17 protein-coding genes and 1 tRNA gene are annotated in these 21,646 nt (G+C 68.4%); 13 read left to right on the top strand and 5 right to left on the bottom strand.

Annotated elements, in window-relative coordinates:
- The first annotated feature begins 42 nt into the window (after positions 1-42).
- The 7 genes from V3W46_RS02920 (at position 43) to V3W46_RS02890 (ending at position 13,006) form a co-directional block, all read left to right on the top strand.
- The gene (locus V3W46_RS02920) at positions 43-672 is read left to right on the top strand and encodes a LysE/ArgO family amino acid transporter (RefSeq protein ID WP_331781592.1); all 630 of its coding nucleotides are present in this window, start codon (positions 43-45) and stop codon (positions 670-672) included.
- 205 nt (positions 673-877) lie between these two features.
- Positions 878-2,002, top strand: a complete 1,125-nt coding sequence (locus V3W46_RS02915; RefSeq protein WP_331781591.1) for an ABC transporter substrate-binding protein — start codon at positions 878-880, stop codon at positions 2,000-2,002.
- 181 nt (positions 2,003-2,183) lie between these two features.
- On the top strand, positions 2,184-2,738 hold the full coding sequence (locus tag V3W46_RS02910) for a hypothetical protein (protein ID WP_331781590.1): 555 nt from the start codon (positions 2,184-2,186) through the stop codon (positions 2,736-2,738).
- On the top strand, positions 2,735-5,599 hold the full coding sequence (locus V3W46_RS02905; RefSeq protein WP_331781589.1) for a hypothetical protein: 2,865 nt from the start codon (positions 2,735-2,737) through the stop codon (positions 5,597-5,599). The genes V3W46_RS02910 and V3W46_RS02905 overlap by 4 nt, the downstream gene beginning before the upstream one ends.
- A gap of 2 nt (positions 5,600-5,601) precedes the next feature.
- Positions 5,602-9,015: a tubulin-like doman-containing protein gene (locus V3W46_RS02900; protein ID WP_331781588.1), complete on the top strand. Its 3,414-nt coding sequence runs from the start codon at positions 5,602-5,604 to the stop codon at positions 9,013-9,015.
- Between the two features lie 19 nt (positions 9,016-9,034).
- Complete coding sequence (locus V3W46_RS02895) at positions 9,035-12,367, top strand: hypothetical protein (protein ID WP_331781587.1); 3,333 nt, start codon at positions 9,035-9,037, stop codon at positions 12,365-12,367.
- Between the two features lie 60 nt (positions 12,368-12,427).
- A complete protein-coding gene (locus V3W46_RS02890; RefSeq protein WP_331781586.1) occupies positions 12,428-13,006 on the top strand; it encodes an MOSC domain-containing protein in 579 nt (192 codons plus the stop codon).
- Here the strand turns inward: V3W46_RS02890 and V3W46_RS02885 are convergent.
- Positions 12,979-14,376, bottom strand: a complete 1,398-nt coding sequence (locus tag V3W46_RS02885) for a DUF2252 domain-containing protein (protein WP_331781585.1) — start codon at positions 14,374-14,376, stop codon at positions 12,979-12,981. The two genes, V3W46_RS02890 and V3W46_RS02885, sit on opposite strands and share 28 nt — an antisense overlap.
- 116 nt (positions 14,377-14,492) lie before the next feature.
- On the opposite strand from V3W46_RS02885, the gene V3W46_RS02880 reads away from it, so the two are divergent.
- Positions 14,493-14,566, top strand: a tRNA-Pro gene (locus V3W46_RS02880).
- A gap of 358 nt (positions 14,567-14,924) precedes the next feature.
- Positions 14,925-15,266, top strand: coding sequence for a hypothetical protein (locus V3W46_RS02875; protein ID WP_331781584.1), 342 nt, complete (start codon positions 14,925-14,927; stop codon positions 15,264-15,266).
- A gap of 6 nt (positions 15,267-15,272) precedes the next feature.
- Here the strand turns inward: V3W46_RS02875 and V3W46_RS02870 are convergent, their stop codons facing one another.
- Entirely contained in the window at positions 15,273-17,216 is a 1,944-nt protein-coding gene (locus V3W46_RS02870; protein ID WP_331781583.1) for a cation:proton antiporter, read from the bottom strand.
- Between the two features lie 175 nt (positions 17,217-17,391).
- On the bottom strand, positions 17,392-17,766 hold the full coding sequence (locus V3W46_RS02865) for a hypothetical protein (RefSeq protein WP_331781582.1): 375 nt from the start codon (positions 17,764-17,766) through the stop codon (positions 17,392-17,394).
- A 657-nt stretch (positions 17,767-18,423) separates the two neighbouring features.
- Here V3W46_RS02865 and V3W46_RS02860 point away from each other — a divergent pair.
- Positions 18,424-18,588: a hypothetical protein gene (locus V3W46_RS02860; RefSeq protein WP_331781581.1), complete on the top strand. Its 165-nt coding sequence runs from the start codon at positions 18,424-18,426 to the stop codon at positions 18,586-18,588.
- Positions 18,585-19,082 carry a hypothetical protein gene (locus V3W46_RS02855; RefSeq protein WP_331781580.1) on the top strand — a complete coding sequence of 166 codons (498 nt, stop codon included), beginning with the start codon at positions 18,585-18,587 and terminating at the stop codon, positions 19,080-19,082. The genes V3W46_RS02860 and V3W46_RS02855 overlap by 4 nt, the downstream gene beginning before the upstream one ends.
- A gap of 26 nt (positions 19,083-19,108) precedes the next feature.
- On the opposite strand, the gene V3W46_RS02850 is transcribed toward V3W46_RS02855, so the two are convergent.
- Complete coding sequence (locus tag V3W46_RS02850) at positions 19,109-19,384, bottom strand: hypothetical protein (protein WP_331781579.1); 276 nt, start codon at positions 19,382-19,384, stop codon at positions 19,109-19,111.
- 243 nt (positions 19,385-19,627) lie between these two features.
- Here V3W46_RS02850 and V3W46_RS02845 point away from each other — a divergent pair, with 243 nt between their 5' ends.
- Positions 19,628-20,329: an NADase-type glycan-binding domain-containing protein gene (locus V3W46_RS02845; RefSeq protein WP_331781578.1), complete on the top strand. Its 702-nt coding sequence runs from the start codon at positions 19,628-19,630 to the stop codon at positions 20,327-20,329.
- 34 nt (positions 20,330-20,363) lie between these two features.
- Here V3W46_RS02845 and V3W46_RS02840 read toward each other — a convergent pair whose 3' ends face one another.
- Entirely contained in the window at positions 20,364-20,855 is a 492-nt protein-coding gene (locus V3W46_RS02840; RefSeq protein ID WP_331781577.1) for a DUF4190 domain-containing protein, read from the bottom strand.
- Between the two features lie 229 nt (positions 20,856-21,084).
- Between V3W46_RS02840 and V3W46_RS02835 the strand changes: the two genes are divergently transcribed.
- Positions 21,085-21,531, top strand: a complete 447-nt coding sequence (locus tag V3W46_RS02835) for a MarR family winged helix-turn-helix transcriptional regulator (RefSeq protein ID WP_331781576.1) — start codon at positions 21,085-21,087, stop codon at positions 21,529-21,531.
- Positions 21,532-21,646: the final 115 nt, after the last annotated feature.

Below are 21,646 nucleotides of genomic sequence, written 5' to 3'. Positions count from 1 at the left end.
GATTAGCTGTACTGAACGTGGTGTCCGCCCTAGCGTGGGCTGGTGACCCTTCAGAACACCCTTCTGCCCGCCCTGCTCGGCCTGCTCACCGGCCTGTCGCTCATCATCGCCATCGGCGCGCAGAACGCGTACGTGCTGCGGCTCGGCATCGAGGGCAGGGCCCGACTGATTCTGCCGGTCGTGCTGGTCTGCGCGGTGTCGGATGCCGTACTGATCAGTGCCGGAGTGCTCGGCATCGGCGCGCTGATCGTGGCGGCGCCGGTAGCGCTCATCATCATCCGCGTGGTGGGATCGGGGTTCTTGATCGTGTACGGCCTGTTCGCCGCGTGGCGCGCCGTGCATCCGAAAGCCCTCGTGGCGGCCGACGAGAAGCCCGGGGTGACCCTGAAGGTGGCCGTCAGCACGACCATCGCCCTCACCTGGCTGAACCCGCACGTGTACCTCGACACGGTGATCTTCTTGGGTTCGGTGGCCAACCAGCAGGGCGTCGACGAGCGCTGGTGGTGGGCGGGCGGGGCCATGGCGGGCAGCTTCATCTGGTTCTTCGGCCTCGGGTTCGGGGCGCGGCTGTTGCGGCCGTTCTTCGCGCGGCCGAGTTCGTGGCGGGTGCTCGATGCGTTCATCGCCGTGGTGATGCTGACGCTCGGAATCCGCATGGCCGTGGGGGTCTGACGCGGGGGGTCGGTGCGCGAGAGGCGGGAGAGGGAGGGGAAGTCGAGGGGAGCGCGAGAGAAACACGAGAGAAACTGGCGCGAAATGCCGACGAAACGTGGTCGCTCTAAAGTGAACTAACTAGTTCAAATGCTCTGCCCCGCAGACGACGATGTCTCTCATCACGCTTCCCGCACCTCGCCAGAAGACACCCCTAAGGAGAGACATGAACCCGAGCACTTCCTCCGCATTCACGAAGCCCGTCGACCGTCGCCAGTTCTTGCGGTACATCGGCATCGGCGGTGCCACGGTGGGAGGCGCGATGGTGCTGGCCGCCTGCTCGACCGACGGCGGCACGGCCGCGGTCGGCGCCTCGGCCACGGCCAGCGCCCAGAACTTCGGAACCATCGGACTCGCGCTCAGCTGGATCAAGAACGTCGAGTTCGCAGGTGAATACTTCGCCACCGAGAAGGGGTACTACGCGGGCGCCGGCTTCGACGAGGTCACGCTGCTGGCCGGCGGCGGCCAGACCGGCCCCATCGAGTCGGTCGTCGGAGGCCAGGCGCTCATCGGGCTGGTGGCCGACTGCGGGCAGGCCGGGGCATCCGTCTCGTCGGGCGCTCCGATCAAGATCATCGGCGCCCACCTGGTGAAGAGCGCGAGCTGCCTGCTGTCGCTGCAGGAGAAGACGCCCATCACGACGCTCGCCGACGTGAAGGGCAAGAAGATCGGCCTGCAGACGGATGCCGTACCCGAGTTTCAGGCCCTGCTCGAGCTCAACGGCATGTCGATCGACGACGTCGACGTCGTGACCGTGCAGTACGACATCGCCCCGCTCGTCACGGGAGCCTGTGATGCGTTCTGCTCGTTCGCCACGAACGAACCGCTGATCGCCGAGGAACAGGGCTACACGCCGGTCATCATGTACTACGCCGACTACGGCCTGCCGCTCGTCGGCGACGCGTTCGTCGTGACCGAAGACACCCTCAGCACCAAGCGCGACCTGCTGAAGGCGTTTCTGAAGGCAGAGGCCCAGGGCTGGGCCGATGCGATCAACGACCCGACCCAGTCGGCCACCCTCGCCGTCACGAAGTACGGAGCAGACCAAGATCTGAGCCAAGACCAGCAGGTCGCCGAGATCAAGGCGCAGAGCCTGTTGATGGTCGACTCCGACGTGGTGGCGAACGGCCTGTTCACGATGACCGACGCCCTGATCGCCGCCAATGTGAAGGGAATGGTGGCGCTCGGCTACTCGGTCACGGCCGACATGTTCGACCTCAGCCTCATCAACGAGGTGTACTCGGAGAACCCCGACCTGATCGTGTCGCTGCCTCTGGCCACCGCCGGCTGAGCCCGCGCCGGCGGCGGGCGCCGCTGTGACTCCCAGCGCATTGGGAGTACGTTCCCGAGCATCACACAACTCACTGCCAGAGAGCCTCGGCTATCGTGGACGAGCGCCGCATCGTGCACCCGCACGGTTCGCAGACGGCGGTGAGACGAGACCGTGTGATGAGTAGGGGTGAGGTTCGCAGATGACGACTCCGCCTCCTCCGCCACCCCGCTCGCGCTCCGCCCGCCCCGGCGGCTACGCCGCGCCCGGTTCGCCGGGCGGGGCGCCCGCCCGGTTCGGTTCGCCTGCAGCGTCGGTGCCCGGCGCCGGCTCGGGCTCGCAGCGCGGTGGTCGCCCGCGGTCGCTCGGCGGCCGTGGCGCCGGCGGGGGGCGTGATGTCGCCAGCCCAGTGCCGCTGCTCATCGGTGCGGTGGCGGTAGCCCTCAGCGCGGTGATCGTGATCGTGACGGCGCTGAACGGCCGGGCATCCAGTGTGTGGTTCTTGACGCTGCCGATCATTGAGCCGGGGCTCTGGTGGCTGAGCGTGCTCGGCTACCTGCTCACCCCGCTCGTGGTGATCGTCGCGTTCGGGCTGAACCGCATCTGGCAGCGCGATGGCCTGCGCGACCGGGCGTTCACGCCCCGGCCCGGGTACGGCCTGGCGCTGAAATGGATGGTCGGGCTGAGCTTTCTGCTCGCGCTCTGGCACATCGTGAACCTGGCCACGGTGGTCAGCGACCTGTGGGTGAACCCGTGAGCCGCCGACGGCCCGGGCGGCTGGCCACGGTGCTGCTGGCCGCGGTGGTCGCCGCGGGCGCCGCGCTGGGTCTGAGCGCTGCGGCGGTGCCCCCCCTGGGTACCTCGAGCGCGAGTACGGCGCACGGTTCGGCTGCAGCGAGCGCAGCCGGTGCCGCGAGTGCCCCCGGCGCCGCGAGTGCCGCGCGTGCCGCCGGCGCCGCGAGTGCCGCGAGTGCCGCCGGCGCCGCGACCGGCAGCACAGTGGTGGCCGCGACGACCGGCGACTCGGCGCTCTCGACGACCGGCAGCGCCGCCATCGACGACGTGCGCCGCTGCATCGCCACCAACAGCCAGCTCGACGTGTACTACCTGATCGACGCCTCGGGCAGCCTCTTCTCCGACGTGTCGAGCAACGCCACCGACCCCGACTTCGTGCGGGCCGACATTCTCGGCAACAGCCTCACCCAGCTGGCCGCCCTCGGCAACGGCGTGCAGGTGAACTACAGCGCCGGCTTCTTCGGCAACGATTTCAAACCCGCCGTCGACTGGACCCCGGTGACGGCCGACACCGCCGAGGCGCAGGCCGCGGCGCTGAACCGGACCATTCGTGATCAGCCGTCGCTCGGCTACACCAACTGGGGCGCCGGAATTGCCGGGGCCCAGGCGGCCCTCGAGGCCCAGCATGCGGCCAATGGCGGCTGCCAGATGCTCGTCTGGCTCACCGACGGCGCCCTGAACCTGAACGACAATGCGGCGCAGAACGCCGCCGCCCTCAACACTCTCTGCGGCAACACCGTCGACGGCTCGAGCGAGCCGGCCGACGGCCTCGGTGTCTTCAACGCCCTGCGCGCGAGCGGCGTGGTTGTCGTGGGCGTGCTGCTCTCGGTCGATCCCGACCCGGCCGAGCAGACGCAGACCGAGTACATGCGGCCCCTTGTCGAGTCGACGGGCGAGGTCGACGGCAGCACGGTGACCTGCGGGCAGTCTCCGCCGCCCTCGACCTCGGTGAACGGCGCCCTCGTCGAGGCGAGCGACCCGACGCAGCTGGCCACCGTCTTCGCGAACCTCGGCGTGCTGATCAACGGCGGGTATCCGCAGCCGTTCGACGCAGACGGCGGGTTCACGATCGACCCGGGTGTGTCGAGCTTCACGGTGCTGACGGTCGACCCGGCGTGGTCGCTCGCGGCACCCGACGGTTCGGGCATCCCAGCCCTCTCGGCGGCCACCACCGCGCCGGGTGTGAAGGTCTCGACCACGGGCGGGGTCACCCAGATCGATGTCGACGTGCAGTCGGCGGCCTACGAGGGGCACTGGATGCTCGATACTCCGGCCGGCGGAGACCGCGAGCTGTACCTCTACAGCGGCCTGAAGATCGTGCCGAGCACGTCGAACTCGCTGATCGCGGGAGTCGCAGGCACCCTTGCCGGGCAGATCGCGACCACCACCGGCCGCGCCCTCGAGCTCAGCGACTATGCCTACTCACTGGTCGTGTCGAAGCTGCCCGCCGACGGATCGGCCGCTCAGCAGATCGGCACGGCGACGGTGAACGCCGACGGGTCGTTCACGCTCGACTACACGCCCGGCGCCGACGACGGCGGAACGATGAACCTCGTCTACGAACTGAACCCGCTGAGCACGGTGAAGAGCACCCTCACGCTCGCCTCGGTGAGCGCGGCGCAGCAGCTGCAGGTGGCGATTCCGGCCAACTTTCCGACGGTCAGCCCCGCGAACCTGACGCTGAGCACGCTGGTCGGGTCGAAGGGCTCTGCCGCGGGCATCCTGACCCTCACCGCGCCTGCAGACGGCACGGCAGGCTCGGTGTGCTTTCCGAGCGGACTGACACCGCAGGTGGTCAGTGACCCGGCCGACCGGGCGAGCACTTGGCAGTGGAGCACGACGGCGCAGCTGGCGAACGGCTGCATGGCGGTGCCGGCCGGCCAGAGTGTGACCGTCGACCTGGCGGCGACCAACCCGGTCGCCGCCAACAGCGAGGTCGCGGCGAAACTGCCGGTCGTGCTGACGGCGGCCGACGGTTCGGCACTGCCCGAGACGGTGCCGGTGTCGTTCGAGACCACCCGGCCGGTGAACGCCACGGCCTTCAACCTGACCGCTCTGGTGCTGATTCTGCTCGGACTGCTGCTCGCGCTCATCGTGCTGTGGCTGATGAACGTCGTCACGGCCGGCATCGCGCACGGTCGGCAACTGCTGCGGGGTTCGTTCCCGGTGACGATCAGCCAGGGTGAGAACATCCGTGGGGCCAGGGGTATCGACCTGTCGGCGGCTTCGCTCGACGACTTCGACTATCAGCGGCAGCTTGATACGGTCAAGAAGGTGACCGACACCGATCTGGGGCTTCTGCGCTCGAAGCCGGGGCTGTTCAACACCCGGTACGAGATCGTCGCGCCTGCCGGCAGCCGCGTGTTCACCGTTTTCCCGGCGCCGCTGGGTCGTGGCGGCAGCGCGGTGGAGAGCGGGATGATCGCCCCCATGCCCGACCAGCTGAACAAGCTGTGGGCGCTCGTCGTGCGCGAGCCCGACCTGCTGCAGTCGCCCGCGGCGGGGCCGATCCCGGCGACGCTGGTGGTCTACAAGCGCAACGACCCGCGCAACCCCGACCAGTTCCTGGAGCGGATGCTCGACGTCACCCGCGACACGAAGCTCTGGGCGAAGGTCTCCCGCGCCCGCGTTGTGGTCGGAGAGCAGGCGGCGGCACCCACGACCTCGGCACCGCCCGCGCGCGGTGCCGCACCCACGACCACCTCATCCGCACCACCGGCGCCCGGCGCGCCGCGCGGCGGCGACACGGCACCACGGCCACCCCGGTCATCCGGAATCGACCCGAACGCCGCCCCGCCACCCCCTCGACCCAGGAGACAGTAACCATGCTCAGACCGTTTCTCATCATCGGCGTCGGCGGCTCGGGCGGCAAGACGCTGCGCGGGCTGCGGCACGCGCTCGAGCTGCGCCTGCAGCAGGCCGACTGGCACCAGGGGCTGCCGGATGCCTGGCAGCTGCTGCACTTCGACACCCCCATCACGCAAGACGGCGCCGACTACCCGCAGCCGTTCATGCCCCCTGCGAACTACAAGGGGCTCGTCGCCGGCGGCGGCGCCTACGAGTCGGTGTTCGGCGGAATCGTGCACGGCAAGAAGATTCCGTCTCAGATCATGGACGACGTGATGCGGCAGCTGCCCGATCCGAAGCGGGTTCCGGTCGACGTGACGAAGGGCGCCGGCCAGTTTCGCGCCGTGGGCCGCGCGGTCGCGCTCAGCAAGCTCAGCGACATCGCGAAGTCGGCCCAGGAGGCCATCAACAAAATGAGCGACGCCAAGGCCCTCGGCCAGCTGCGCACGCTCGGCGACGTGCTGAAGGCCAAGGCCGACGGCGGCATCACCCCGAACCCGACCGTCATCGTCGTCTCGTCGATCGCCGGCGGGTCGGGCGCCGGCCAGTACCTCGACGTGATCGAGGCGATCAAGGCCACCGCCAAGACCCACCCGTGGGCGTACCAGTTCTTCAGCCTGCTCTACGCGCCCGACGTGTTCGACCAGGTGAAGGGCTCGGGGGGCATCCCGAGCAACGCCCTCGCCACGGTCGCCGAGACCATGAACGGGTTCTGGACCAAGAACCCCTCGGAGTCGACCATCGAGCTGTTCAAGAGCAAGGGCCTGACCCCGAGCTACGGCGGCGCCCGCGACAAGGTCGGCGGCGCCTACCCGTTCATCATCGGCCGCCAGAACTCGAAGATCTCGTTCGACAACCAGGGCGAGGTGTACTCGGCGCTGGCGACGAGCATCTCGGCGTGGATGACGGATGACCGGGTGCAGGGTGACATCGACGAGTACGCCACCGGCAACTGGACCGCCAACGTCGGCGCCAACAAGCTGAGCGACGAATCGCGCCTGATGCGCCCGATCGACCAGTCGCCGCCGTTCTCGAGCCTCGGCTTCGGCCGGGTGACGCTCGGCCGCGAGAAGTTTCTCGACTACGCCGCCGAGCGGTTCGCCCGCTCGTCGGTCGACCGCATGCTCTACTGGCACGCCGAGAGCGACCCGTCGTTCAAGGAGCGCACCCGCGAAGAGTGGATCGAGCTCAAGGCCTCCTGGGCGCTCGCCGGCTTCATCAGCGCCGCCCGGCTCGACGAAGAGACCGAGGAGCGCAACGACGTCATCAACGCCCTGCGCGACGCAGCCGGCCAGAAGGCTCTGCAGCTCGACTTCGAGAAAGACGTGTTCGAGTCGTCGAGCGCACCCGGCTCGCTCGACAAGGCCGGCGGCCTCGACATCTCCGTGTGGTACGAACGCCTGACGGCCGAGTACAACGACAAGGTCGAACGGTACCTCGCCAAAGACACCGCCAACCGCCAGGTGAAGCTCGACGAGTGGATCGCCACTGAGCCGAGCCACATCGTGCACACCGTCGAACAGGCGGTCGGCGAGCACGGCTTGCCCGTGACGGTGGAGCTGCTGAACAGAGTCACCCGCGTGGTGAAGAGCGCCGCCGACACGCTCGGTGCCGAGGCCGAGCTGCGCCGCAACTGGATTCGCCAGCTGCCCAGCTACATTCATGAGGAGCTCAGCCGGGCATCCAACCAGGCCTCGATCAGGCCCGAGCAGGAGCCCGTCGATCTCGCCATCGGCCGCATCGGCCAGGCGTTCGAGTGGGAGTCGGAGGCCCGCCTGCGCGAGTGCGCGAGCGCGCTGCTCGGCGAGCTGCGCCGCGACTTCATCGAGCCGCTGCGCAACCACCTCGCCTCGAGCCTCGCGGCCCTGCAGTCGCGCGTGGCCGAGCCGAACCACTCCGACGGCCGCATCAACGAGTACGAGTTCTGGCCGCGCCAAGACGACACCACGGTGCCGCGCAAGTACGAGCCGGCGCCCAACGAGCGCCTGCTGACGTCGCACACCGACTACCCACGCGAATTCGAGCAGCTCGTCTCGTCGGCCGCCAGCGGACTGAAGTTCGGCGACGCCATGCCGCGCATCATGAACACGATCCTCGTCGGCACGACGGGCGACGAGACCGTCGACGCCGAGCAGCAGTGGACGCTCATCCGCAACACCCGCTCGTGGAAGCCGATCGTGACGGCCGAGGCCACACACGTCGTGAACTCGCCCCAGCTGCCGCGCTTCGAGTTCGCCGACCAGCCCGAGGTGTACGTCGACCGAGCGAGAATCTGGATGCTGCGCCAGGGCACCGCGTTTCAGAGCTACATCACCGAAGACCTGCGCAACTACTTCGACCAGCTGCACGTCGACCCGGCCGAGTTCAAGAAGCGCAAAGACACCTTCACCGAGCAGCTGCGCGCGGCCCTCGGATCGAGCGAGCCGCTGGTGAAGCTCAACCCGTCGCTGCTCAGCGAGGTGCACGGCAAGTCGATCGGTGAGGGCACCCGCCTGGTGTTCAGCTCGATTCCGTTCGAAGACGGCACCGAGATGTACGAGGTGACGAAGCACGCCCTCGTCACCCAGGGCGTGTGGGACGACACCGTGTCGAAGGGCTGGTTCGCCGACGCGAAGGTCGACGGCATCGAGATCTTCGCCATGTCGGGATTCCCGTACCAGCCGTTCGTCATGGACTCGGTGATGGAGCCCATCGCCCGCGGCTGGCTCGCCGAGTCGAACAACATCAACTCGCGCGCCGCCTTCTGGAAGTGGAAGCGGTCGCGCCTGCTGATGGAGTCGGTGCCCGCCGACGGCGAGGTGATCGAGTCGCTGCTGCGCGGCTGGTATGTGGCCAAGGCCCTCGGCCAGCTCGCGGTCGACGCCACCGACGACGCCCGCGGGCCGAAGCTCAGCGTGTGGGATCCGGAGGCGCTCGAATACGCCGACTTCCCGCACCCGCTGTTGCACCCCGGCATCGCGCCCTCGAACGACTACCCGGGCGTGGTGCTCGAGTCGCTCATCGTGGCGATGGCGCTCGTCAGCTCCGAGGGGTCGCTGAAGCCGCTGCGCGCCTACCACGTGCTCATGGATCTCGGCGGCAGCAACCCCGGCCAGCTCTCGCGTGCCCTGCAGGGCTGGATTCGCGACGGCCGGCTCGGCCTGCACGCCCCCGAACCCGACGCGGGCCGCGCCGGGTCGCCGACCCAGCCGCTCGCCGGCCGGCAGGAGGCGCTGCGCGTCTTCCTCGAGAACGAGCGCGCCGAGTTCGTCGCCGAGATCGCCACGCAAGACGTGAAGACCAGTGTCTACAACTACCCCGTGAGCTGGGAGATCCGCGACGACATCGTGCGCATCCTGGGCGACCTGCGTGACGGCGTGGTCGAGACCAAGGCCGCGAAGTCGGGCATCTGATGAAGTCGGGACGATAGGCATGGCCAACAGGGGAGTGTGGGCAGAGGGTGCGGTCAGCATCATCCTGCTGCCGAGCGGTGAGCAGGGTGCCGCGCTGTCGGCGCTCGCCGCGCAGTGGGTGGAGCTCTCGCTGCTCGGCCCGGCGCTCTGGGTCGAGCCCGAGCGGGTGAGCATGTTGCCCGACAGCCCGCCGAGCATCCGGGCCTGGGCGCTCGGTATCGACGGTGACCGCCAGCTGCAGCGTATCGACGTCGATCTGTTCGAGGCCCTGGCCCGCGAACCGCTGACCCTCGTGCGGCTGGTGAAGGTGCGTTCGGCCCTGCCGAACCGCGAACAGGATGCCCTGCAAGACGCTATCGCCCAGACGGTGTCTGACTACATCACCCTCTCGCTGCCCTCAGTGAACCCCGACTACACGCACCTGAAGGCCCGCACCGAACTGCTCAAGGTGAACCTGATCTGCGCGCCCACCGAGTTTCAGCTGCGGCAGCGTGTGGAGTGGGCCGAGAACGACCAGGGCATCACCCTCGTGGCCTCACCCGAAGACCGCTCGAGCCCGTGGGCGGGCGACGCCTTCGTGCGTGACAACGACCGGTTCGTCGGGTTCGCCCTCATGCACATCGCCACGGTGAGCGGAATCTGGAACGGTGTGCCGAACGGCTCGCTCGACCTGTTCGAACGCGAGGCCTCGGCGGCCAGCGGCGTCTTCATGCCACGCGTCTTCGTCAACGGCGTGGTCACCGACGGGCTCGCCCGCCGCGTGGCGGCGCAGGTGCTGACCCAGGCCGCCGACCCCACCTCGGCACTCATCGACCCCTCCCGGGGTGTGCCGGCCGAGGGCACGGCGGCGATTCCGGATGACCGCATCGACGACTACGTCAGAGCGATGGTCGACTCGGCCTTCACCCTCGACGACGCGAAACTGAGCTACCACCAGCCCGAGTTCGACTTGGCCGTGCCGCGCGAGCGGGTCGGAGCCTGGCGCCAGCTCGGCATGTTCATCAGCTTCGCGTTCGAGAAGCTGGCCTGGATGCCGCACTGGTGGTTCGCGTGGATCCGCACCGGCTTCGCGTCGCTGATGCACTCGCTGTTCCAGGGCCAGGAGGGCCGCCTCGAGGTCGTCTCGGGCGACGAGCAGAAGGTCGACACGCGCGACCGCCTGCTGCTCGACACCCGGTCGGCGGTTCTCGTGGCGGAGGCGAAGGCCCAGACCGCCCTGCACTCTCCGGCGGCTGCCAGCGCCCTGCGCTCCACCCCACGCCTGTGGACCGGCCTGCGCGAACTGGTGTTCGGCTCGCTCGACGGCAGCTCGAACCTCGTCGAGCGCGGCTTCTCGCCGATCGAAGAGAAGATTCCCGTGTTCGGCCGGGTCAGCGACGTGCTGCCCGACGCCAGCGACGAATGGGTCTTCCCCGTCACGGCCGGGGCCGCGCCGCCGCCCGGCTTCCCGGCCACGGTGAGCTCGAGCAACCTGCACGCCGGCGCCACGCTGCGCGACGACCTCACCGACGCCATCCGCACCACCCAGGCCGAGGCCGATGCCCTCGCCACACGGTACGCACACGCCCAGGGTGCCTACGTGTCGGCCTCGAACCGTTTCGAGACCCTGAAGCAGTACCTCATCTCGAACGGCGCCATCAGCCTCGGCGACGACGGCGAGATCGCCGCGCTCATCCCCGAACTCACCGCCGATGAGGCGGTGGCCGGCGGCTCGGGCGACGACCCCTACGCAGCACTGCGGCCCTACCTCGCCGAGTGCGTCTCGCTGCCCACCCGACTCGAGTCGCTCGAGCGCACCGGCACCGAGATCGGCGACCACCAGGCGCGGGTCGGGCTCGACCTCGAACAGTACCGGGCGGCCCTGTCGTCGTTCGAACACTGGCTCGGTCAGCGCGAACGCTCGTTCTTATGGAAGGTGCTCGGCCGCATGAACGCCACGCGCGACCGGGTGCGCACCGACCTGGCGTACGTCGAGCACCGGCTCGCCTCCATTGCTCTGCCGGCGCCCGGTGCGCTCGTGCGGCTGCGCAAGAGCTTCCACCTGCGGGTGGGGGTGTCGACTGTCATCATTCTCGCGCTCGGCGCGCTGCTGTTCTTCCTGCCGCGCCTGTTCGGCTTCGTGCGCGACTGGAGCCTGTACCCGGCCGACTGGATGATCGTGGTGGGCGTGATCGTGGCGCTCGTGCTGTTCGTGTTCGGCTTCGCCTCGTCGTACTACCGGGGCTGGTCGGCCTACGACAGAACGGTCAGCACCACCCTGGAAGACCTGAACCAGCTCGCCGACGCCAGCGCCGCCGCTCGGTCGGAGACGCAGCGGCTCGGCAGTCTCTACTCGCAGGCGATGGACTGGCTCGAACTGCTCTCGGTGTCGCTCTACACACCGTGGACGGTGAACCCCGCCTGGCTCAACACCGGACTCGACACCGTCGACGACCACTCGATGCCGTTCGCGATGCAGATCGCCCAGGCCTACGAGGGCACCTCGGCCGAGTCGATCAGGCTGCAGCACTCCGCGGCGCACAGCCTCGTGCGCATCGGCTGGCGGGCCGAGGCCTTCGAAGAGATGCTGTCGCAGATCGGCTCGCGCCTCGGCCTCTCGGCCGATCAGCTGGGCCTCGACGCGCTCGATCACGACCTGCCGCACGCGTCGAACAACTCGCGGCGCATCGTGCGCCAGAACATGGTCGACGAGAGTCTGCTCGAGGCGGTCGCCAAGGTTCGGCTGCGCGAACTCATCGCCGCCGTGCAGAGGGGGGCGCTGTGCGAGGCTCGCCCGCACGTGCGCCGCCTGGTCACCGACCCGCTTGCCGCCCTGCGCTCCGACGCCGCCGGCATCGAGACCTCGAGCGCGTCGACCCAGTCGCTCGACTGGGTCGCCTTCCTCACCGAGGCGCTCGGCGTCGAGGGCGACCCGACCACACCGCTCAGCGCGCTCGGCATCGCCCCGTTCGAACTGCAGGACGGCCATCATCAGGCCCCGGCGACCTACCTGATCGTGCCGCAGCGGCTCGCCCGCACGGTGCGCAGCCAACCCGGTCACGAGCTGCACATCACCACCTACAGCGACGCCGTCGCGCGCCCGCTCGACGTGGTGGTGCGGGTCGACCTGGTCGGTCCGCTGCCGGTGAACGCCGTGCACCTGTGGGGCGACAGCCGCCGCCGCCACCCCGAACTGGCCGAAGCCCTGGCCGCCGTGCAGGCCGCGCAGAACGGCGGGTTCGATGCGGGCGGGGCCGGCCGGGCATCCGTCGGCGCCCCGGCGCTCGCCCCGCGCTGCCCTCGGTGCGGCAAGACCACCTGCCCGGCAGCCGACCCGCGCTCGGGAGCGGCCTGCATCAACAGCGGAATCTGAGGGCATACGCGCCGGCGTCTAGACTCGACTGACACCCTCGATACCCGCCGGAGGTCGTCAATGCCCGAACTGCTCGCCGCCTGCGTCGTGCACGCCCTGTTGCCCGACGCGGGGTCTGTCGGCGTCACCGCCATCGACAAACGGCCGGTCGACGGCCCGATCCGCGTGCAGAAGCTCGGCCTGCACGCCGACGTGCAGGCCAGCCGCAAGTACCACGGCGGCCCCGACCAGGCGCTCTACGTCTACTCGCAGGAAGACGCCGAGTACTGGCAGGGCGAGCTCGGCCGCGAACTGCCGGCCGGCTGGTTCGGCGAGAACCTGCGCGTCACAGGCATCGACCTCGGCGCCGCCCGGGTGGGCGAGCGCTGGCAGATCGGGCCCACCGTGCTCGTCGAGGTCACCTCGCCGCGCACCCCCTGCGCCACGTTCGCCCGCTGGGTGGGCGGGGCGGATGCTCGGGGCTGGGTCAAGCGCTTCGCCGAGGCACGGCGCACCGGCCTGTACCTGCGCGTGGTGAAGCAGGGCAGCATCGTGGCCGGCGACGAGATCACGGTCATCCACGCGCCGCAGGATGCGCCGACCATCACCGAGGTGTTCGTGGGCGAACGCGGTCAGCTGACGGCAGCCCCGAACGCCTGAAAGTCGTCGAGCGACTGGTCGGCGTAGGCAAGCGACCAGTCGACGACGGCCTCGTCGAACGTGCCCGACGAGCCGAGATAGCCCGCGATGACGGGCGCCTGTTCGCTCTGTGCGTGAGCTCGGGCGAGCAGGGTTCCGCAGGCGGCGACATAGGTGACGAAGGGCGCGAATGACAGCGTCGACACGTCGATCGACCCCTTCATGTCGCGAAACTGGCGCACGTAGAAATCGCGCCCGTCGTACCGCAGGTAACCCAGGAACGAGTCGGAGACGGCCTGCAGAATGTGCTGGTTGGCGACGACGCGGCGGCCCTGCAGGGCATCCTCGTCGCCGGTGAACGCCCGGTTGTACGGGTCGGCCCTCGGCTGCGAGTTCGCGCCGGGCTGTTCGCCGCCGAAACTCTGCAGCACCGAGACCTGCGCCTCCTTCACCTGCAGCACCAGCGCCTCCTGCTGGGGCCCGGTGAGAATGAGGATGTAGCAGCGCGTGCCCACACTGCCGACACCCACCACGCGCATCGCGACATCCGTGAGCGTGAACTGGTCGAGCAGCAACACGATGTCGGCCGGAACCGTGCGCTTGTACTGCTCGAACAGCCGCAGCACGACCTCTTCGGTGGCCTCGGGCACGTGGGTGAGCACCGGCGGGTCTTCGCGGATGAGCAGCCGGCCATCCGGCCCCCGCTCAGAGATCTTCGTGACGAACGCCTGCGAGGTGCGCCGCCGGGCCTGCCGGGTCGCCCGGTCGAGCACCTTCTGAGCGGCGGAGTCGAGGTTCGAGTCGGCGCCCTCGGTGTCGACACGCGAGTAGTAGCGGTCGAGCACGCTGAGCTTCATCATGTCGTGCAGACCCTCGCGATAGGCCCTGGCGGCGGCGCGGGCCGCGAGGCGGGTGTTCTCGGCGCTGAAGCCAGACTCGCGGGCGCCGACGACCACGCTCGCGACGAGACGCTTCACGTCCCACTCCCAGGGCGCGACGGCGGCCTCGTCGAAGTCGTTCAGGTCGAACACCATCGTGCGCTGGGGGCTCGCGAACAGTCCGAAGTTGCTCACGTGGGCGTCGCCGCAGCTGACTACGCGCACGCCCGTGTTGGTCTCGTTCGCCAGGTCGGCGGCCATGATGCCCGCCGTACCGCGGTAGAACGCGAAGGGGCTGCTGAGCATCCGTTCGTTGCGCAGCGGAATGAGCTGCTGCAGACGGCTCTCGGCCTGCAGGCTCAGGATGCCCAGCGGGTCTCTGTCGGCGGCAGGCATGAAGACACCGTGCGCTCGCCGCGGCACCGTGCGGCGAAGCTCGCGGCCCCGGGCGATTGCCGACGCTTGGTCGACCCGGCCCTCACGTTCGTCGAGCTTCCATTGGGAGATGGTCATCGGGGCATCCTTCTCATCGGTCGCGCTTGCAACCGTATCGGTACGGCGGCTTGCCCGTGCTCGTGCCGGTTTCGCGGGCCGGGCCAAGTGGGGCTAATATAGACAAGTTGTCTCCACGGGCTGTGGCGCAGCTTGGTAGCGCACTTGACTGGGGGTCAAGGGGTCGCAGGTTCAAATCCTGTCAGCCCGACAACGCAAATGGGTCGCCTGAGGCGGCCCATTTTGCGTTGGCGGGCTGGGTAGGACGCGAATCTGCTCGTGGGCCCACGCCACGTGGAGGCTCCAGGCGTCGCGAGGCGACGGCTGGAGGGCGCGGTGGGGAGTCAATTCCTGTCAGCCCGACAAGTGAAAGATCAGATCAGAGGCCGATTCCCCGCTGAGGGGGTCGGCCTCTCTTTTGCGTCGATACGGGGTTGCGCGAACTTGGAAAGCCTCGACTTCAAGATCTGCGGGGGCCCTGCCCCCTATCGGCAATCTTGGGTCCTGCGACAAGGAGAGATTCGCTACCGGCACGGATTCGGTAGGGGTGCCAAGGTAACGTGGCAGGCGTGAACGACAACGATCCATTGGTGAAGCAGGTCTCCGGCTGGTGGTTGGTTCTCGCCGGTCTGGCCATGTCGATTCTTGGCGTGGGACTGCTGGTGGGCCTGTCGATGGCTCACATCGACATGGACGGAACGGGTCGGGCGAAATCGATCGTTCTGTTTCTTGTTCCTCTGGGCGTTGTCTTGCTCATCGTCGGTCTGGTGGCGGTCATCAGGCGGAGACCTCTGGTGGATGACACGGCCAAGCACGCCGATTTCAGGAGACGCAACAGAGCCTTGATGGCTGAGCAACGCTCCGAACGACGGGCGCAGCGAAACGAAGGCCGAAGATCGGATCGGAAATAGCGGCGGTCAGCCTTCGGTGGTGCGGCTGTCGACGGCGTCGAGGGAGATCTCCTCGGAGTCGAGGGCCGATCGCAGCACCTCGATCGTCTCCGACGAGAAGGAGCCGCGTTCGTAGGCGTCGCGGAGGGTCTCTCGTTCGGCGACGAGCTGCACGCGGCGCAGACGCTGGAACTGCGCCACCTTGTTGTCGGGGTCGGTGAGGTCGGCGTTCGCCCAGATCTCGAGGCGGCCGACCCAGATCTGGCCCTGGGCGTTCACCTCGTCGAGCACGCCATCCTGAACCGGCGCACCGGTCGCTTCGGCCTCGGTGACCGCTGCGGTGACGGCCGAGTCACCGGCGTCTTTCATGAGGCGGCGCAGCTCGTAGACCTCAGTGCGCTCGTTGCCGGGTGCGTCGCCGACGGGCCGCAGCCGGCGCACGACGGGCGGAAGCAGCAGGCCCTGCACGACGAGGGTGATGATGGCGACGGCGAACGCGATGAGTACGAGCGACTCGCGCATCGGCTGGCCGTCGGGGATGGTCTGCACGGCGGCGACGGTGACCACTCCGCGCATGCCCGAGAGCCCCAGGATCACGCCGTCGCGCCAACCGAGCGCCTGGTCGCGTTCGGCCGTGAGGTCGTTGTTCTGCTGGTCGAGGCGCTTGCGGAAGTTCTGGAACGTCGCCGAGAACCGAGCACGCACGGTGGGATCGAGCTCGACGGGCTCGGGCGGCGGATTCTTCTCAAGCTCGGCCAGCTGGGCCACGATGCGGTCGCGCGCGGCCTTGTCTTTCTTCGTGACGATGCCGAAGTTCGCGCGCACACCGCGGGCGAGGCTCTTCAGCGGGGACTGCTTGATGCCGAGCTGGCGGAAGTTCGCGGCGCGGCGCTGGAAGTCCTCTTCGGTGACGTCGTCGAACCGGCCCTTGGTCTCGTCGGCTCGCGCCGCGCGCTTGCGGTAGCGCCGCCGGATCGTCCAGAGCAGTGGCGGCATGGCGGCGAACCGCACGGCGACGAGCAGCAGGATGACCAGTCCGGCGACCATGAGGGTGCCGAGCAGCTCGTTTCCACTCGCGACCGCGCTCACGATCGGCCAGAGCTGGAAACCCATGAACAGGAACACCGCGTTCTCGACGAGCAGGGTGACGATGCGCCAGGTGCCGGCCTCGGCGAGGCGGAACGTGGCGCGGATGCGGTACGCCCCCCGGTTGCCGACCAGGATGCCCGCGACCACGACTGCGACGACTCCGGAGGCGTGCGCGAACTCGCCGCCGAGATACGCGACGAACGGCACCACGAGAGAGATCGCGGCGTCGAGAACCGGGTCGGTGATGCGGCGTCGGAGCGCTACGGCTACGGCCCCGAGAATGACACCGATGAGCACGGCACCGACGACGGCCCAGAGAAAGGTGAGGGCGATCATCCACCCGTTCGGGGTCTCGACGGTCGTGGTGACGATGGCGAGCATCGTCGACAGCAGCACCAGCGCGGTCGCGTCGTTGACGAGGCCCTCGCCCTCGAGAATGGTGACGATGCGCGGCGGGAGGCCGAGTCGCTTGCCCAGGCTGGTCGCGGCCACTGCGTCGGGTGGGGCGACCACCGCGCCCAGAGCGATCGCGAGAGCCAGTGGCACGGTCAGCCAGAGCAGATGCACCAGCACGCCGACGAGCACAGCCGACACCACCACGAGAACGATCGCCAGAAACCCGATGACCCGCAGGTTGCGACGGAAGTCTACCAGGGGCACCTGCCGGGCGGCGGCGTACAGAAGCGGGGGCAGGATGACCGTGAGCACGACCGACGGCTCGACCTCGAAATGGGGCAGGCCCGGAATCGCGCCGACGCCGACCCCGACGACCGTTAGCGCCAGGGGGGCGGCGACCCCGATGCGGCTGGCGAAGAACGAGACGACCCCGATCACCAGCACGACGCCGATCACCACAAGCGTGACCAGCTCGGTGCTCTCCATGAGATCAGGCTACCGGGGGAGAGGCGCCGAACAGGATGCACCCGGGAGGGTTGTCGCGTGAGTGGCGGTGTTGGCACTGTGCAACTGGAGGTACGGTGGTGCGACGTGCCCATTCGTGCGATGTGCTCAGTGGTGCGGAGAGTTCAGTGGTGCGGAGAGTTCAGCGTGCGGCGTTTCAGCGATGCGGCGAGTTCAGCACGTAGCGTGCAACGGTCGGCCACGCCCGGGTGTCTTCGAGGGAGAAGGTCAGCCACTGCCCCGACGGCATTCTGCGCCGCAGCTCCTTCGGCGCCTCTGCGCTCTCGCGCGGCAGGTCGAGCTGTTCGAACGTGGGCGGGTCGCCGGGGGTTTCGAGGATCGCCGTGAACCACAGCGCAGGTGACCGCAGCTCGAAGTCGATCGGGCCGAGGGGCGCAGATACAGGTTCGGTTGCAGGGAGAAGTTGCGGCAGGTCGTCCTGGCGCTGCATCGCGCCGAGAAACACACTGCGCACGAGCCGGGTCGGCCGCAGCAGTACCGCCAGTGCGCGCCGATCATGCGTATTCGTCATCGCTTCCTTCAAGAACAGTGCCGTTTGATTCGAAACCGACAAGGTCTAGGTGAGCGCGCAAACGTAGGGTACGAAGAACATAACTCGGCGAGCGTCGTGCCCTCTACCCCCAAAGAACGTGTCATTTCGCGGGCGGGGGGCACCGTCGAGGGGCACCCTCACTGGGGCTCACCCCGGTGGCTCATTGTTTCGTAGAGTCGACGTCAGCTACCGGCGAGCAAACCCCCCCAAATGGTTGACCCCCACTCGTCGGCAGCCCGAACTTCTGCGCGGTGTGACAGCGGCGTTGCACGGGTGAGGGGCGACGCGGCCCGGGAGAGTGGTCATCCGCATAGGCCGCGTCGTGGTGCGGGTGAGCCGACAGTTGTTCCTAGCAACTGCCAGCGTGCCATCGCACCCGGCAGGCTTCCCCAACCCGAACTGCAGGAAGCTGCCCCCCGACTTTGATCGTACAGACCACCGCCCGTCAGCGCGTCGTTTTCGTGGGAGCGTTTCGCGAGCCCCGTTCGGGTGGGCCCAGTTCTGGGGAATGTGGTCACTGCTCGTTCACCGTAGGTTTGTCTTGCAACCCGAATTGCAGGTTGTTTCGGTTCACCAGAGTTCCTAGCGACGGTGTCTCGAAGCGGCCACGGGATGAAACGGTGCACTGACCCCCGAATGCCTGGTTTCACCCGCGGTGGGCGGGCCACGTCGTGTTCCGCCCACCGCCAGGCGGCATTGGTCGGGCGGGCCCTGCTCGCCCTGATGGTCATCGACATCGACTGGGCCGCCCCTCGGCCGACTAGTCTTGCTGTGCTGCCGATCGATGGGATGCGGGCGTGAATCAGAAGCGAAAGCGGTCGCGGTGGATCGTCATTGCTGTCGGCGCCGGCGCCCTCGCTTTGGCAGCAGTCGCGATCATCCTCAGGCCCTTCACACACGACATGGCCCCTGACGCCGCTCACAGTGCCTCGCCCGCTCCGTGCGCCTACATCTCGCAGCCCTCGATGCCGCTGCCGCAATCGGATGCTCGGGCCGGCAACCCACTGATGCCGGAGTGTCAGGCTGTCGCGCTGGCTCAGGGTGACGCGGTCGTCACCGAGCCCACCCGAGCACAACTGATGACCGCACAGCAGGCGAACGACCTGTACGGCGCGGGCGTGACGGTCACCATTCCTTCAACGGAGCCCGTCTGGGTTGTCACCGTGCACTCGCCGATGACCACCTTCGGCTCGCCGATGACGGCGGCGGTCACCCTGCCGGTGTACACCATGTTCATCGATGCCTACACGACAGACGGCCTGGGCACCGCAATCGGGCTCGACGCTCTGACATAGTCGGCGACGTCGAGCAGGCGTGACGGTCAGCGGGGGCGCGGGCGGTTCTCGTAGAGGCCGAAGTTGGAGCCGGGCTGGCGGTCGGTGACGGTGTAACGCACCGAATCGTTCGCCGCCTCGAGGGAACGAAACCGACCGAGCAGCTCACGTCGGGCGGGATCGTGGTGAAAGCTGACGACGCGGTAGTGCTCGGTCGGCTCACCGGGGTCGATGCGACGGATGAGCGCCGCCGGGTAGCGCGGATCGTTGCGCATGACCACCCACTCGTGCCACCCGATGCGAATGGGCCCGTCACCGACCACCTGCGCCCCCTCCAGAGCGTTCCGGCCAACGTACGTTCGACGATAGAGCCCTCGGCTGACACCGGCGGCGCCGCTCGGCGGGCCACCGCCAGACCCACTTCGCGGGGGGTTTCACTCGCGACCATCTGAGCGAAACTCGATGCAAGGATCCCACGACGAGGTGGGAGGAGACACCGCGGCAGCTCCGCCAGGTATCGATTCGGGTATCGATCGGAACGAGAACGGTCGAAAGGGGTTGCTGGGATGGCGAAGCGGGAGAGATCCTCCGGCTGGGTGGCGCGCGACGCGTTGATAGCGGCGGTGATAAGCGGGTTGCTCGTGGGCGTTCCCTCAACGGTGATCGCATCCAACATCAGTGGCCAGTTCGCCCAGAGCCTGGCGAATCAGGCCACCTGCGCGAACCCCCAGGATCTCACCCTGCTGAGCGGGAACTCCATCAGTGCCACAGGTGCGTCTCTCAGCTACCCGACGACGAGCGGAACGTTCAGCTACCCGCCCGATCAACTCGTCGACGGCACTCGGTCGACTGCGTGGGTGAGTGCTGACACCGCAACGCTCGGCGTCGGGTCGACGGTCACGCTGACCCTGCCGCACGACGTGGACCTGCGGCTCATCTGCGTGCTGAACGGCTATGCGAAGGGTGCCGACTACGAAATGAATGCGAGCGTGCAGGTCGTCGAAGTCGCCACCGACCGCGGTAAACGCGACGCGACACTTCCCGCCCTGACCGCCGACAACGCATTCGACTATCAGCCCCTGGCATTCACGCCGGGAAAGACGTCGACCGTGACCCTGACGATGCTCGTGGTCGATCCACCCGTGCATCCAGACCCGTCGGAGGGGCCGGTATCGGCGACCATGAGCGAAGTGGAGCTGTGGACGAGCTCGGACTCGCGCGACTTCCCCGCCGCGCTGCTGTGCCCCGCGCTCTGTATTTCCGGCTAAGCGGTTTCGCCCACACGGTCGCGCGTCACGTGGGTCAGCTGCCGAGGCGGAGGAGGAGGCCGACGAGGTAGAAGATGGCGGCGACGGCTCCGATGACGAGCCCGGCGATGGCGAGGCCGCGCCCTCGGGCGACGCCGGTGCGGATGCGGCGCAGGGCTGCGACGGAGAGCAGTAGGCCGACGATGCCGAGGAAGCCGAAGATGAAGAGGGAGACGCAGGAGATCGCGAAACCGGCGATGGCCATTCCGCTGAACGGGGGGCGGCCCTGCACGGGGCCGGCCAGCGACTCGCCGGGTGAGGACGAGTAGGCGGGAGGTGCCGAGTAGGCCGCGGGTGCGGAGTAGGCCGGGGGTGAGGCGGGAGGTGCCGAGTAGGCCGGGGGTGAGGAGGGTGGTGCCGAGGAGGCGGGCGGCCCGGCGGGAGGTGCCGAGGAGGCGGGCGGCCCGGCGGGTGAATTCGGGGGAGTAGGCGGCCCGGCGTGGGGTTCTGGTGCGTCGTCGGGCGAAGAGGGCTGGTTGTCTGTCATGGCGTATCCCCAGTGTCGGTCGTGCTCGTTGCACGGCAGGATACTCACTCTATTGGCCGGGGGTGCCGCGGTGATACTGCGCCTGGGTGAGCAGGCACCGCCGCGGGATTGGCCGACTCAGCCAGGGCCAGCGACGCCCCCGGTGCAGACGACCTTCCGAGGGTGCGGACGCGATCAGCGATCAGTTCGAAGGTTGACAGTTTGAGATCAAACGGTTAGAGTTCTGAGTATGGACGAACCGGAGATTGGTCTCACCACGACCCTCGAGCTGATGCGCTGGGTCGGTTGGGCCCAGATGAAGGCCGGCCAGGACTGGGTGCGCGAACGCGAACTCAGCCACGAACAGAGCTTCGTGCTCGGCTACCTCGTGCAGAACCCCGGTTCGATGCAACGCGATGTGGCCGAGGTGAGCCGTACGACACCGGCGAGTGTGTCGAGCCTTCTGCAGGGGCTCGAACGCCGGGGCCTGATCGAGCGGCGCACCGAGGGCGGCAACGGGCGCGTCAAACGCGTCTACGCGACGCCGGCCGGGGTCGACCTCATCTCGGGGTTCGAAGACGCGATGGCCGCCACCGAGGAGGTCATCCTCGCTCCGCTGAACCAGGCTGAGCGTGACGCCTTTCATGCACTGCTGACGAAGATCACGTCAGAGCTGCCCAGACCCACCCGGTCGTAACCGGGTCACGGCACCCGTCGGCCTGACGCCGGCCCGTGCATCCGTCTTTTCTCTCACACCGTGCCGGCGGTCGTCGGCGCGCCCGGAACACTCTCGAGCAGGTCGAACCTGCCCA

Origin of the sequence: Subtercola sp. YIM 133946, assembly GCF_036553535.1 — a bacterium.
GTDB lineage: Bacteria > Actinomycetota > Actinomycetes > Actinomycetales > Microbacteriaceae > Subtercola.
The sequence above is the reverse complement of the archived record's forward strand: the minus strand, read 5'-3'. Positions and strand labels throughout refer to the sequence as shown.

What these genes read in the sequence shown, in the direction of transcription:
- V3W46_RS02915 (WP_331781591.1), top strand. Translation starts at nt 878, where the DNA reads ATGAACCCGAGCACTTCCTCCGCATTCACGAAGCCCGTCGACCGTCGC.
- V3W46_RS02910 (WP_331781590.1), top strand. Translation starts at nt 2,184, where the DNA reads ATGACGACTCCGCCTCCTCCGCCACCCCGCTCGCGCTCCGCCCGCCCC.
- V3W46_RS02900 (WP_331781588.1), top strand. Translation starts at nt 5,602, where the DNA reads ATGCTCAGACCGTTTCTCATCATCGGCGTCGGCGGCTCGGGCGGCAAG.
- V3W46_RS02895 (WP_331781587.1), top strand. Translation starts at nt 9,035, where the DNA reads ATGGCCAACAGGGGAGTGTGGGCAGAGGGTGCGGTCAGCATCATCCTG.
- V3W46_RS02890 (WP_331781586.1), top strand. Translation starts at nt 12,428, where the DNA reads ATGCCCGAACTGCTCGCCGCCTGCGTCGTGCACGCCCTGTTGCCCGAC.
- V3W46_RS02885 (WP_331781585.1), bottom strand. Translation starts at nt 14,376, where the DNA reads ATGACCATCTCCCAATGGAAGCTCGACGAACGTGAGGGCCGGGTCGAC.
- V3W46_RS02870 (WP_331781583.1), bottom strand. Translation starts at nt 17,216, where the DNA reads ATGGAGAGCACCGAGCTGGTCACGCTTGTGGTGATCGGCGTCGTGCTG.
- V3W46_RS02865 (WP_331781582.1), bottom strand. Translation starts at nt 17,766, where the DNA reads ATGACGAATACGCATGATCGGCGCGCACTGGCGGTACTGCTGCGGCCG.
- V3W46_RS02860 (WP_331781581.1), top strand. Translation starts at nt 18,424, where the DNA reads ATGCCTGGTTTCACCCGCGGTGGGCGGGCCACGTCGTGTTCCGCCCAC.
- V3W46_RS02845 (WP_331781578.1), top strand. Translation starts at nt 19,628, where the DNA reads ATGGCGAAGCGGGAGAGATCCTCCGGCTGGGTGGCGCGCGACGCGTTG.
- V3W46_RS02840 (WP_331781577.1), bottom strand. Translation starts at nt 20,855, where the DNA reads ATGACAGACAACCAGCCCTCTTCGCCCGACGACGCACCAGAACCCCAC.
- V3W46_RS02835 (WP_331781576.1), top strand. Translation starts at nt 21,085, where the DNA reads ATGGACGAACCGGAGATTGGTCTCACCACGACCCTCGAGCTGATGCGC.